This is a genomic window from Paenibacillus sp. FSL R7-277 (assembly GCF_000517965.1).
Classification (GTDB): domain Bacteria; phylum Bacillota; class Bacilli; order Paenibacillales; family Paenibacillaceae; genus Paenibacillus_AQ; species Paenibacillus_AQ silagei.
Map to the genome: position 1 here is coordinate 730,658 of NZ_ASPX01000080.1, position 14,298 is coordinate 744,955.

General features: G+C 55.0%; 8 protein-coding genes. 1 reads left to right on the plus strand and 7 read right to left on the minus strand.

What is annotated here, in order from left to right:
• Positions 1–79 precede the first annotated feature (79 nt).
• The 7 genes from C173_RS25325 to C173_RS25355 form a co-directional block, all read right to left on the minus strand.
• Positions 80–1,198 (minus strand): GNAT family N-acetyltransferase, encoded by a 1,119-nt coding sequence (locus tag C173_RS25325; RefSeq protein ID WP_036729975.1) that lies wholly within the window; start codon positions 1,196–1,198, stop codon positions 80–82.
• Positions 1,199–1,277: 79 nt separating this feature from the next.
• Positions 1,278–2,591, minus strand: a complete 1,314-nt coding sequence (locus C173_RS25330; protein WP_036729978.1) for an ABC transporter substrate-binding protein — start codon at positions 2,589–2,591, stop codon at positions 1,278–1,280.
• A gap of 100 nt (positions 2,592–2,691) precedes the next feature.
• Positions 2,692–3,522 carry a carbohydrate ABC transporter permease gene (locus tag C173_RS25335; protein ID WP_036729981.1) on the minus strand — a complete coding sequence of 277 codons (831 nt, stop codon included), beginning with the start codon at positions 3,520–3,522 and terminating at the stop codon, positions 2,692–2,694.
• Between the two features lie 11 nt (positions 3,523–3,533).
• Entirely contained in the window at positions 3,534–4,445 is a 912-nt protein-coding gene (locus tag C173_RS25340) for a carbohydrate ABC transporter permease (protein WP_036729984.1), read from the minus strand.
• A gap of 63 nt (positions 4,446–4,508) precedes the next feature.
• Positions 4,509–5,825: an ABC transporter substrate-binding protein gene (locus tag C173_RS25345; protein ID WP_036729987.1), complete on the minus strand. Its 1,317-nt coding sequence runs from the start codon at positions 5,823–5,825 to the stop codon at positions 4,509–4,511.
• 600 nt (positions 5,826–6,425) lie between these two features.
• Positions 6,426–8,012: a response regulator gene (locus C173_RS25350; RefSeq protein WP_036729990.1), complete on the minus strand. Its 1,587-nt coding sequence runs from the start codon at positions 8,010–8,012 to the stop codon at positions 6,426–6,428.
• 2 nt (positions 8,013–8,014) lie between these two features.
• On the minus strand, positions 8,015–9,835 hold the full coding sequence (locus C173_RS25355) for a sensor histidine kinase (protein ID WP_235192014.1): 1,821 nt from the start codon (positions 9,833–9,835) through the stop codon (positions 8,015–8,017).
• A gap of 425 nt (positions 9,836–10,260) precedes the next feature.
• Between C173_RS25355 and C173_RS25360 the strand changes: the two genes are divergently transcribed.
• A partial coding sequence (locus tag C173_RS25360) for a LamG-like jellyroll fold domain-containing protein (protein ID WP_036729993.1) occupies positions 10,261–14,298 on the plus strand: 4,038 nt, incomplete at its 3' end.

The window sequence follows — 14,298 nt, forward strand, 5'->3', positions numbered from 1 at the left end:
ATAAGCCGGAAGCAGACTCTAAGGGTCCGCTCCCGGCTTGTCCATTGTCTTATTTAGGATTATCCAGAACTATGATTACTCAGTATTTATCAATCTTGTACCAGAACAGGGGCAGCGGGAACCAGCCTGCGGGTGCCTCCACTGCCATATATCGGCCATGCTGGGTAAGCAGAAGCGTCTGAGCCTGCTGCTTGCTGAGGACAACTGCATCCGGCATGGCAGACCGCTCGACGCTCACGCCCTCTTCGTCCACCCGCGCCGTCACCGGCTGTCCGTCCATTACTGCAGAGAATTCTCCCGGGATAATGCCTGTGGTCTTGAACTTCAGCGTAAGGTAAGCCTTCAGGACATTGGCGAAATCCAGAATATGATACATATCCGAATTCTCGATTACGAAGTCTTCGGCAATGCTGCCAAGCGCTGTGTTCAGCGGCAGGTCATATTCCGGCGCATGCAACGTTATTCGCCCGGCTCTGCTGTAGGCCATGTAAGCCTTAATCGTACGCTGAATATCATCCGCTTTCTCCAGCGCGAATTCAGCTATATCATCGCCCGCTTCGTTGACAACCACATACCCGATCAGCTTGCCCTGATCCAGAACGCCAAGTGCCTTTTGACAGAGTGTACCGAAAATCAGCGGCAGTTGCTCTAAGCTGCGTTCAACATAAGCAAGCCGCGAGGTGTTCAGGTTATGCGCAAATTCTGCTCCTCCTTCAACCTCAAACAACGGACTGAAGGTTATTCCGGTGTCATTCACCCCTCTTAAGCCATGGCGCACATTGGCCTCTGCCACGGTATATTTGAACTTGACACCGCCAAGCGTGAAGCCGAAATACTCATATCTCTGCCGCTGTCCATATAATACAACCATATCACAGGTACCCCGCAGCTCTTCAAGCCACAGGTTCATAAGCGCTCTCATATGCCCTTCGCCTCGAGCACGCGGATGAACAGATACCGTACCCAGATAGCCGGTGCGCAGCGTATGATCACATACCGTCAGTGACTCTGGAAAAACAGCCACCAGCGCACGCAGCCTGCCCTGCTCGTCCACCGCAACCTTATGCATGGCGGAAGAATCTACACTTGTGTCATAAGCCTTGGGCATCAGGACCTCAAAATCAAAGCGGAAGGCAAGGTTGGCCAAATCTATGTATTCCTCGCGTTCGTGCGGAGCTGCCGTTCTGTATTTAACCATTGTGTCCTACCCTTTCAGTCTATATATTCAACTGCCTCCCTGACTATATTCTAGAGGCATCTCCCATCTCCTGCTCAGGTCACTCAGATTTCCGCCGCTTGGCCGCAGCCTCATCAATCGCCTGCTGGATATTGGCCAGTGCGGTCTCCAAGGGCTGTCCGGCAAGATACTGGTTGACGCCCTCCAGAATCTTCACCTGAAGCGACTCGGTCGATACCGTATGCGGCCAATAGAGCGTGGCGTCCTCGCGCGTTACCGCAGCGGCAATGGACGAGACCGAATCGCTCCGGTCCGTCGGGGCCGAGATGACCGAAGGCACTGCCAAAGCGCCTGCGGCCAGCTTCTCCTGCGTAGCCCTGCCGTTCATGAACGCCACGAACTGCTTGGCCTCCTCGGGATGCTCCGTCCGCGAGCTGATCACCCGGTACGTGCCGACATTGATATTCGGCACCGTCCGCACACTGCCCGGCACCATCATGAAGCGGATATCCTGAGCCGGATTCCGCTCCTTGATGCTGGGGATGTCCCAGGTTCCGGTAATAATCATGGCCGCCTGGCCTGTGCCGACCAGATCCTTGGCCTGCTCATGCTTCAGGCTCTTCCAGTTCGGCGGCACGAACCCCCGGTCGATAATCTCCCGGTGCTTCTGGATGGCATCCACGAACACCGGATCATGGGTCCGGATCTCCCCGCTCTCCAGCTTCTTTGTCCAGGCGGCATCCGCCCCGTTATCCGACATGATAGACCCCCAGAAGAACTGGGCTGTGGACCACTCCGCATCCATTGCCACCGGAATAAGCCCTTCCTGCTTCAGCTTCACGCAGAGCGCAAGGAACTCGTCCCAGGTGCGCGGAACCTCCAGCCCGAGAGAGTCGAACAAGGTTTTGTTGTAGAGCAGCCCGTCACTGTGCATGACCTCCGGCGCTCCGTATACCCGGCCGCCCACCGTAACCGGCAGCAGGGAGTTCGGATAGAATTCCTTGAGAAAATCGGCTCCGGTCAGGTCCAGGTACATATCGCTCCGCAGAGCACGGAATTCCTCGAACAGGCTGGGCGACCACGTATCGAATACATCCATCGGCTCACCGCCAAGCAGCCTGATCTTAATCCCCGCCGTATAATTATTGTTCTGGATGAAATCTGCATCGATCCGGATATGGGGATACAGCTTCTCGAATTCGGCAATCGCATCAAAATACACTTTGCCTGCTTGCGCCGTATCCAGCAGATAGCTGGAGTACCGGAGGATGACGGGTTCGCGGGTGTCTGCCGCTCCGCCTCCGCCAGACAGCAGGGAAGCGTCTGTACTGCTCCGGGTATCACAGCCGCCAATCATGAACAGCAGCAGAAGCAGAACAATGCTGCCCCCGATACCGGGTCTCCACTTCTTCATGACGCTTCCCCTTCCTTAATCTATTCTCCGTTCGCTTCTGTAACGTTCTTGCCCTATCGTTATATTCTGACCGATTCCATAGATTGCAGTCAACGGACAATCAGAGCTTCCCCCCTGAAGTTGCAATCCCTTCGATAAATTGTCGCTGGAACAGGATGTAGATGAGCAGCATCGGCCAAATGGCCAGCACGGAAGCCGCCATCAGCTCCGGGTAGTCCACGGCGAAGGCGCTTTGAATCTTAGCCAGGGCCGAGGAGAGGGTTGCCGCGTCCGAGCTTGTGTTGACGATCATCGGCCACATCAGGTCCTTGAAGGAGAAGAGGGCCGTGAATATCCCGAGGGCCACCAGACCGGAGCGGACCAGCGGGAGCATGATTCTGGCGAAGGTCTGGCCGATATTGCAGCCGTCGATCTTCGCCGCCTCCTCCAGCTCCTTAGGCAGGCCCATGAAGAATTGTCTCAATAAGAAGGTGCCGAAGGCACTGACCAGCCCTGGAAACAGCAAGGCAAAGATCGTATTGCGCATCCCCAGCGCATCGACCATCAGATATTGCGGGATGATGAAGATCTGGGTCGGCACCATCATCTGGAACAGCACCAGACTGAAGCAGAAGTCACGCCCCGGAAATCTTAGTCTGGCAAAAGCATACGCCGCCATCGCGCTGAACATCACCGCGCACAGCACCCTTAGAGCCATCATCGCAAACGTATTCCAGTACAGGATCAGGAAGTTATTCTGCCGCCATACCTCCAGATAATTCTCCGCCCTCCAGGTCTTGGGGAAAAAGATAAACGGATTCATCGAGGTGGACTCCGTAACCGACTTGAACGAGGTCAGCACCATCCAGACGAACGGAAGAATCATCGCGGCTGCTCCCAGGAGCAGCACAAGGTGGGCTAAGATACGGTTAAGTTGTTTATGTTTGGCCATAATGCCGCCTCCTACATGTAGTTGACCCATTTTTTTTGCGCTCGCATCTGGAAGAAGGTGATGATCATGATCAGCGCGAGCAACACCATTACAATCGCTGAGCCATAACCCTTGTTCGAGTACTTGAACGAGTTATTATAGAAGAGATACACAAGCGATACTGTATGGTCATAGGCCGGGTTACTCACATCGATCATCATATAGATGACATCGAACACTTGCATGGCCTGGATAATCGTGGTCACCACAACAAAGAACAGGGTTGGCGTTACAAGCGGCAGGGTAATCACGAAAAATTGGCGTACCCGGCTGGCTCCGTCGATATCCGAAGCCTCGTAGTAGTCCTTCGGGATCTCCTGCAGACCGGCGAGCAGCAGCACCATATTATAGCCGATGACACTCCAGATTCCGATCACCGCGATGGATAAGATCGCTACCCTCGGGTCCGTCGTCCAGTTGACGGCCGGAAGGCCCAGCTTGGACAGCCCGTAATTAATGAGGCCGTAGTGCTGGTTATACATCCAGCGCCATACCATGGTCACTGCCGCAGGAGCGGCGACCATCGGAATGAAATAGATCGTGCGGTACAGCGAGCGGCCCGCGAGCTTACCGTTCAGCAGGACGGCAACCAGCATCGCGATGGCAATGCTGACAGGAACGACCAGCAAGGTGTAGAGCAGTGTATTGCTGACAGCATGCCATACCTGGGGATCATGAATCAGCTTGCGGTAATTCTCCCATCCGATGTAAATATTGCCTCTGCCGAAATCTCCGCTCTTGAAGAAGCTAAGGTAAGCGGTCTGCACTATTGGAATGAAGTTGAGGACGATAAGGCCGATCATCGTTGGCGCAATCAGGAACCAGCCCCAGGACCATTCATTCCAGGTTTTGGCTCCAATTTTCCTCTTGACGGTATGATTCATCTGCTTCCCTCTCCTATCAAACTTGCGGCAGCCCTGAGGCTGCCGCAGGCATATGACTCTTGCTTATTTCTCTTCCGCCAGACTCTCATTCATCACCTTCGCTGCATTACGGGCTGCTTCCTCTACGGACACCTTGCCGGAGAACGCCGGCTTCAGCGCTTCATAAGCCTTGTCTTCCCAGACAGCCGTTGTATTGGAATACGGACGAATTACGCCATAGCTGACCATGTCAACGAATGCCTTGATGTTGAAGGTCTTGTTCGAATCCACCCACTTGTCAGCTGCACCTTTGTACGCCGAGATGGCAACGCCCAGCTCCGCCTGGCGCTCCTGGCCGGTCTTGGAGCTTAAGTATTCCACGAACTTCCACGCTTCCTCCGGATGCTTCGTCTTGGCGTCAATCGCATTGCCCAGACCATTGTAGATGGAGGCCTGCGCAGCCTTCTTGGGCAGGACGGCCACATCGAAATTCTTCGCCATGAATTCGTTCTCTGTGAACCCGCTCAGGTTCCATGAACCGAACAGGCCCATCGCCGCCTTGCCGTTCTTCAGCAGATCGGCACGCTCGGCATCTCCGTACACCTCCGGCGACAGCCCGTCACGTACGAAGCTTATATAGAAATCCAGCGCTTCGATCGTCTTCGGATCGTCATAGCCTGACTTCTTGTCCGCTGTAATAATGGTGCCGCCATTCTGATAGACGAAGTTGTAATACCCCTCCTGGTTGTGCATCGGCGCGAGGAAGCCGTATACCCCATCCTTCGTGAGCGCTTTCGCGGCGCTGTGAAGATCATCCCAGGTCCAGTTCTCATCCGGGTATTTCACACCCGCCTGGTCAAACAGCGTCTTGTTGTACCACAGCCCGATGGTGTCGAAATCCTTCGGAACCGCATATTGCTTGCCCCCCAGATTATAGATCTGGTTCAGTCCTTCCGGGTAATTCTCCAGCTTGACGTCCTCGCTCTTACTGATGCGGTCTGTCAGGTCAAGCAGCATGCCGTTATTCGCATAGCGGTAGATCTCATTGGAATGCATCCAGAAGACATCCGGCAGCGAGCCGCCGGTGGCTCCCGCTTCAAGCATCGTCCAATAATCGGACCAGCCGGTCACCTCGATATCGACCTTGATGTCCGGGTTCTTGCTCTCGAATTCATCGGCAATGGTCCGCAGCCCCTTCTCCTGATTGGAATCCCAGATCGCGTAGGTCAGCTGGACCTTCTCTCCGCTTGCCGCCTGGGTGGCCGCTGCGGCATCCGTTGCCTCTGCCGGTGGTGAAGCCGATGTATTGCTGTTGCCGTTGCCGTTGCCACTGCCGCAAGCGGTCAAGGTGGCCGCTGCAAGCAGGATGGACAATACGGTTGCTAAGCTTTTTTTCTTCACTAGAATTACCCCCAACTTCCATTTAGGATGTGCTGCATCTGCTGCACTTCCAATAGTAGGTGAAGGGGGCAGGTATCGAAATGGCTGTTTTTTACGGAACATTTCCTTTTTTTGACCAATCCCCGGAAGCGGCAAAAAGTGCACCCGCAGCGGATGCACTTCTTTTACAGACTCTGTTCTTTTTTTGACAATTGCCGTTCTAGTACAGCGTCAGATTTATACTGGTGGATGGGCCACTATCCTGCCTGAATGACTAGAGGAGTGGAGCGCCCCTTCAGGTGCCATTCCCAGATGAAGACGGGAGTTGTCCATTAAAGGCGTAATAGCTCGGCGTAACGGACTGAGGCGCGCTTAATCTGGTTTAACATTACCACTTGGGCAAGTAACGGACCTCATGGAGCTTATTCTTGAAATCTCTACTCCTAAACCTCTCGTAGAGAGACGATAAGGGATCCTCGGTCCGTTAATCCGCAAAAGGTGGCGTTTTGCTGGGAATAGGGTCTCTCAGGTCCGTTAGGAGCAAATCATCCGGCCAGTGCAGTTCCGTTTTTCGGAACCTGCGGGATTTACCCTATTTACTGAATTAAATCTAATACTTTTCTAGCCCCGGTATTCCTCGGGACTCATCCCGCTCAGCTTCTTGAACAGCTTGCTGAAGTACGCGGTGTTCGGATAACCCACACGCTCAGCAACCTCATAGACCTTGATGTTCCTGTCCCTGAGCAGGCTCTTGGCCTTCTCCATGCGCAGCCGGGTCAGGAAGCTGACGAAGTTCTCGCCGGTCTCCTGCTTGAATACCCTGCTGAGATAGGAGGCGTTCACGTTGATCCGGTCCGCTACAGATTGCAGGGAGATATCCTCCGCATACAGCTGCATGATGAGTTCACTCGCTTGCTCTGCATAGCTCCGGGAGGATTCGCCTTCCGACATCTGCGCCCTGCACTGCTCCAGATAACCGGCGACGGTCTGGTGCAGCCCCTCCAGACTCTCTTCATGGAGAATGCTCTCGTACACCGTAAGCCCGGCTTCATTCGGCTCGGGAAGCGCCGGGAAGCAGGACAGAATGGCGCCAAGCATCCGTATGTAGGTCGAACGCGCCGCCTGCTTCGTGCAGCCCTCCAGCAGCATAGTATCCTTCAGGCTGTTCAGGAAGGCAAGCGCCCCTTCGCTTCCGCTCTCGGTATCCTGCCTGAACTTCCGCATGCAAGGCTTGTCGATGAACAGCCGCTCCCCCCTTCTCTGACGGCTCCTGGCCTTATCATAGAAAGACAGGCCGCTCCCGCTGGCGAAGAACAGCTCGTCAAGCGCCATGTCCGCCTCCTGATAGGCCTGCTTCAGGCCGCCAAAGCCGGGAGCCGGACCGCTGACGCCGATGGACAGCGTCAGCTTCAGGAAATCCTTCATAGCCGCCTGAATCTTGGCGGCCGCGCGTTCAATCTCCGCGCGGACAATGCGCCCCTCCGGCCCGAGGTCCAGCAGCAGCACATATTCCGCAGAGTTCATCACAATGATCTCCTTCGCCCGCTTGCGCGGAAGAATCTCTTCAAGAATATTGGTGACTGAATAACGCAGCAGCTTCTCATCCTGCTCCACATACTTGCGTCTATGCTGTTCAAAATGGTTAATCCGCAGCTTCAGGAGCACCATCGGCTCATCCGCCAGGCGGATGCGCAGAGATTCGCGGTTAACCCGCACATCCCCGGCGGCCTTGAAGCCGCTGATCAGCTCCTTAAAGAGCGTCTCCTTCAAATACCCGATGCTCTCCTTGTAGGAGCCGGGCGGCATTCCGGAGGAGCTGCCTGCGGAGAGGCGGACCGCCCGCTTCTTAACCGTCTCCAGCACATGCACCAGCTCTTGCGGCTTCATATCGCTCTTGATCAGATAGTCCGCCGCCCCGAGCCTGAGCGCCTCCTGGGCATACTGGAATTCCTCCAGACAGCTAAGGATGACGAATTGCCCGCCGATGTCCAGCCGCCGGGCCTCCCGGATCAGCTCCAGACCGTCCATCACCGGCATTTTGATATCCGTAATAATCAGATCCGGCCGGTGCGTCCCGGCCAGTTCCAGCGCTTCGCGCCCGTTTGCGGCCTCCCCCAGAATCGTAAATCCCTCATCTTCCCATTGAATAATCGATTTCAGGCCGATACGCATTAGCAGCTCGTCATCCACGATAAGCACACCTAACATACTCAATAGGCCCCCTTCCTGTCCCGAATGGGAATTGTGATTACGAATACTGCACCTTGCCCCGGACTGCTCTCGAACGATACCCCGTACGGCTCGCCGTATAACCGGCGTACCCGCTGATGCACATTGATAACGCCGATGCCGCCGCTGTCCTCTGCACCGCCCAGCCTGCTGCGCAGCTTCGCTGCCGCCTCAGCGCTCATGCCCGCACCGTTGTCTCTGACTGTAATGGTGAGTTCAGCATTCCCGGCCCGCCTGACCTCGATAGACAGCAGCCCGTCCTCCTGGTCGGCAATTCCGTGGAAGATCGCATTCTCGACCAGCGGCTGGATGCTCAGCTTCGGAATCTCCTGCTCCGCAAGCGTCTCCTCCACTTCCGAATGGAACTCGATCCGGTTGAAATATCGCACCTTCTGAATGATTATATAATGGCCGATGTGCTCCAGCTCCTCACGGATCGGCACCAGCCGGTTGTCCGTCTTGGCAGTATAACGGAGCATGGAGATCAGCGCTCCGGTCATCTCAACAATTTTCTCCGACTGCTGCATGGTGGCGATCCATTTGACTGAATTCAGCGTATTGTACAGGAAATGCGGACTGATCTGGGCCTGCAACGCGCGAATTTCAGCCTCGACCTTCTGCTCCTGCTCCACGTAGATCCGCTCCACCAGCTGCTTGAGTTCAGCGGACATCTGCTCGAACCGGCTGGCCATGACACCGATCTCATCATTCGAGCGGACCGCCGGGAGATTATCGAATTTCCCTTGCTCCACCAGCGTCATATTGCGGATCAGCTGCTTGATCGGCCGGGTGATCAGATTCGACATGTACACCGAGCTGGCCAGGGCGAACAGGATAAGCACGACAGCAATCGTCCACAGATTCCGCTTCAGGATATCACCTTCCACCGCGAGCTCTTCCACGGGCATATACATATAAGTCTTCCAGTTATGTTCCTCAAATGGCGACTGGATCAGAATATAGTCCTTGCCGGATACACGGACAATCTGCCTGCCTGAACCTGCGGCAAGTTCTTCCTCACGGACCGGGAAAAGTGTCCTGAACGGCTTGCCGATCAGGTTATAATTGTTGTTGAATATAATTATGCCGCTGTCATCGGTAACGGTGAAGGCCGAACGGTTGCCTGCCTCCATCCGCTTGTTCAGCCGGTTGATGAAATCTATGTCTACACTTACCGCCATTACGCCGATCAGCTTGCCGTTCTCCATATCGAAGATTTTGCGCAGATTATAGATCGTCCAATTGCTGTCCGCCTTGGTCTGCAGGTCCAGCCGGGTCGGCAAATCGCGCGTAATATCGTCAGAACGCAGGAATTCGGTGAACCAGTCCTCCTTGCGGGGGTTGTAGGTATAATCGACAGGTTTGTTCGGGGCCACATAGAGGTCGCTGCCATTCACCAGATTGTAGACATAGATAGAGATGGCGCGGTCCTTCATAGTGATGTAATTCATCAGCAATTGCGTGGCCTGCAGTTCGTTCGTCACGGAGCTGTCGTGCAGATAGTTCTGTACCGGGTAGTTCTCCTGCGAGACCGCTGAGATGTAGCTGTTAATCCCGTAGCTTGCGATGAGCGAAATCTGCTTCGTGTCCTCCAGGAATTCCTCGATGCGGATATTCGACTGTCTCGTCACATCGGCCAGCAGGTCCGTATATTTACGTTCAAGCATCTGCTGGGAGGAGATATAGGAGTTAGCGAACAGAATCACAACCGGAATCAGAATGGCCAGCAGGAAAAAGAACAGCATCTTGTTCTTCACGCTCACAAAACGGCGGCTGGGCTTCAAGGTGAAGGGAGCTTTCAAGTCATAACCTCCGGCGGCAGAGTTGGTGGAATACCTTTGTAGAATACCTTTAATGATAGACTCCCGGCTGCTTTCCCGCCACCCTGCTCTGCATGTCTTTTTTTTACTCTTTTCGTTCCCTTTTTTACATGTAGGGGGATTACAGGGAAAGGGCTGGCAGGATTCTACGGCTCCCGCCTCAGCTTCCCTGTCTGCCCGCTCCAGGCAGTAACCCAGAGACGTAAAGAAAGGAACAAAAACAGTAAAAAAGCTTGATTTTATAGTAAGGGTCATTCACTTAACATTCTCGGTGAAGCGAACAGCCATGACAGGGAGGTTGCGGTGCCTATGCGGAGATAAGTGTTAGTGAATAGAGAATTGTTTCAAGTGCGCAGACCGTTCTATTAGGACAGGTATCCCCAAAAAACAAAAGAGGTGAGTATCTATTGAGGCTATATCTTAAGCGTTCACTGATATCTATACTGGCAATTCTGACTCTCCTGCCCTCCAATTTGGCAAGCGCTTCCACAGCTCCGGCCGCAGACCCGGTTCCTGTGGAAGATTCTGTATGGGTGACTGATTCGGAGTTAGTAACCACTCCGGTTACGGCACCTGATTCCGATGAAACCCCTGCTTCCCCGGCGGAGCCGGATGCTGCTGCGGTGGCGGATGCTGCTGCACTGCCGGAGGTTGCTCCTGTTCAGGAGACTGCCCCTGAGCAAGTCCAGATGAAGACCGCTGCTGAAGCGGCCCCGCTGTTCCAATGGAGTTTTCGCCCCGGACAGGTGCTTGACCGCACCTCGGTGGTAAACAGCGTCTACCCCGATGCGGCCACTGAACACGCTGAGCTTAAGGGTGTAGCTGCCATTGTCTATGACGACCAGCGCGGAGACGTCCTCTCTTTACCCGGCGGCGGGAACGGTACTGCCTGGCTGAAGCTGCCCGATCAGCTCTACAGCAGGATCAAGGATGAACTGTCCATCTCCTTTTGGGCCAACATCGACTCTTCGGCTAACGCCTATAACCGTCTGCTGTCCTCCACAATTGCCGAGAAGGGGCTGAGCAATGCCGGGGTAAGCGGCTGGCAGGACTCCGAGTTCATTATCATCGCCGGGGACGGCACGTTCAGCAACCGGATCTATACCGGCACGAATCCAAGTCAGATTGCCAGCTACAAAGGCGATATCGTGTGGAACCGTAACCCGGCCAAGGGCAAGTGGCAGCAGGTGACCGTCACTATGACCAGCAGCGGGGCCTATGAGGTATACCTGGACGGTGTTCCTGTTGGCATCAAAGGTCTGGATCAGAGCAAAAGCTCATCAGGAGCGACCATCCCCTCCGTTCTGGAGCATTTCTTCTCGCGTGATTATCTGAACGCGCTGAAATTCAACGATTTCGGCAGATCGCTCTATACCTCGGATGGAGATATCAAGGGGAAATTCGACGATCTGCGGATCTATAATGTCCAGTTAAATGCCACTCAGGTCAGCGCACTCTATGCGGCGACGAAGCATGAAGAGAACACTTCAGCCAAGCCGGCCAAAATCTCGGTCGATCTGGCAGACCGCTCGCTCGGACCTGTATTCCATGGCTCTTCCGGCGCACTGTATGCGATCAGCGAGCCGAATGTGCCGGATATCAATACACTGATTCCAATTAAGCCCTCGCATATCTCCCAGAAGCCGCCGAACGGCATCCAGCATCCGACCGGCGACGCGCTGCGGGTGTCGGACTACTTCTTCGAGGCCGGCGGGGAAGCTGTCAATATCGTCATGCAGGATTATTATCAGCATTGGTACTATCCGTCCAGAACGGCTGACGAATATATTCAGGAAGCCGTCATTCCGATTACAACAGCTGTCAAGGCCTACAAGCAGCAATGGGAGGCCGCGAATCCGGGGCGGGATGCGGATGCCAGATTCATCTATATCCCGTTCAATGAGCCTGAGCAGAACAATACCCGTTATCCCCAGCTGCTGGCGGATAACCAGACAGGCAAGAACTCAAGATCCGTATTCAACAGCGACTGGCTGGCGGTAACGAAGAAAATCAAAGAGATTGACCCCGGCGCAGTCATTTCAGGTGTGAATCTAACCCAGTACGGAGCCAAGGTATTCGAGGATTTCATTCCCTACTGCGTAGAGAATGACTGTCTTCCGGACATTATCAGCTGGCATATGCTGTGGGACAAAGCCTTCAACCAGGCTCCCTCGAACGTAGCCACCTTCCGGACGGTGGAAGCGGGGTCCGTGCAGCGCTATAAAGAGCTGTACCCGGACCGGACGGTTCCCTTCCCGATCAAGGTGGACATCAACGAGTATGCCGCTACCTCGGAGATTGCCGTAGGCGGCTCGCTGATTCATTACATCGCACGTTATGATGAGCTGAAAATGAACAGCATGCTGCCGTATTGGAACACGGCCAACTCCTACGGGTCCCTGCTCGCCGGGCAGAACGAGCCTAACGGGGCATGGTGGCTCTACAAGTGGTATGCCGATATGATGGGCGGCGACATGGCCAAGATTGAGGTCATCAACGCCAGACATGAGAATGATGCCTTCGGCCCCGGCTTGTACGGGCTAAGCTCCATTCAGGACAACAAAAAGCAGGTCAGTATCGCGTTCGGAGGCACACAAGGAGACGGCCAGATCGTGTTCAATAACGTGACCGGCAATGGGGACAGCCCCTCCTTCCTCACAGAAGCAGAAGCGGTGCATATCACCGTATGGCATGCTGGATATACGGGCTTGACCGGATTTCTCGTAGAGCCTACCCAGATCCTGGACCGTGATTATCCCGTCAAGAACGGCTCGGTCACACTGGATGTCAACCTGAACGATTACACCTCGGCGTATTATGCAGTCATTACTCCGGCTGTAGATCATGCCCCGAAGGAGACTTTCTATAAGCGCTTCGAGGCTGAGAATGCGCAGGTGCGGACCAATGTGACCCTGACGGATCACTATCCGCGCAAGAGTACCGGACGCTCCGCCTCGAACGGCCAGTACGTCCAAGGCATCAAGGCTGCGGACAGCCTGGTGAAGTGGACCGATGTTACGGTTCCGGCAGACGGGAGCTACCGTCTGGATCTGATTGGCGGCAGCGGCGCAACCTCCACCCTGCGCAATCAGTCCAATACCGGAGATGCGAATCAGCGCATCAATTCCGAATGGTTCATCAAGATTGACGATCAGCCGGCAACGAAGGTGGTTCTGCGTGCGGATTACAACATGCAGCTGCTGGGAGGCAATACGATCTTTGCCGATCTGACGCAAGGAACGCATTCCATCGGCATCAGCAAATACAACCCGGATACGGGAGAAGCAGGCCAGGGCGAATCCACCCTTGACGCAATCGAACTAACGTATAGCGGCTTACCGGGCGCACACCCCAACTACCGTGTGCAGGCTGAATTCGCCGACTACGACCCTGCGCTGGGGTTGTCGAGAGAGAGCAGCCTTGAAGGCTTCGAGGGCGCCGGATATGTGACCGGTTACGGCAGCAGCCAGGACGCCAATACCCGCTTTGTGGTAAGTGTGCTGCAAGACGGCATGTATGATCTGCAGATCCGCTATGCCGCATCTGGCGCGGGCAAAATGCAAATTCAACATGACCGCAAGCCGCTCGTGGATCTGCCTGTTACGGATACTGGAGGACAATGGCAGACCGCTACAGTCCCAACCTTCTTACGCACAGGCATTAACCTGGTTGATGTACGTTCCAGCGCTGCGCTTAGTCTCGATTATATTAACGCAGCCTTCGTCAGCCAGACTTCTGTATATTCCGTTGAGGCAGAGGCGGCAACGGTCGTAGGTACTCCGGCCGGCTCCGAGCTGCCGCTCATCCGTGAGGATGCCTTTGCCAAATACGCTTCCGGCGGCAAATATGTGAACGGCATTACCTCCTTCGACGGAGCAGAGCGGTATCTGGAGCTTAAGGACATCACGGTGTCCAAAGCAGGCACTTATAAACTGGTCGTTACCTACGCGAACGGTGAAAGTGCGGGGACACATGCCTACAACAATGACGTTGTTGAACGCTATGCGCAAGTAAGCGTCAACGGCGGCGAGCCGCAGACAGTCTACTTCAAGAACACCATCTCATGGCAGCAGTTCGCCACACAGACCTTTGATGTTGAACTGAAAGCAGGCACCAACAGCATCCGTTTCTCCAACAATAATACGTATGACGGCGGCTCCAATCCTTATGGAGGAACCGGGGCGCAAGGCTTCACTCCTTACACAGCGGTTCCGCGCCAATACGCGCCTGCGTTCGACCGGTTCGATATTTATGCGCGGCATACGCTTGCGATTGACGACGGCGGCAATAACGGCGGCGGTGATCCTGGCGGCGGCAACAACGGCGGCGGTGATCCTGGCGGCGGCAACAACGGCGGCGGTGATCCTGGCGGCGGTAATAACGGCGGCGGTGATCCTGGCGGCGGTAACAACGGCGGCGGTGATCCTGGCGGCGGTAACAACGGC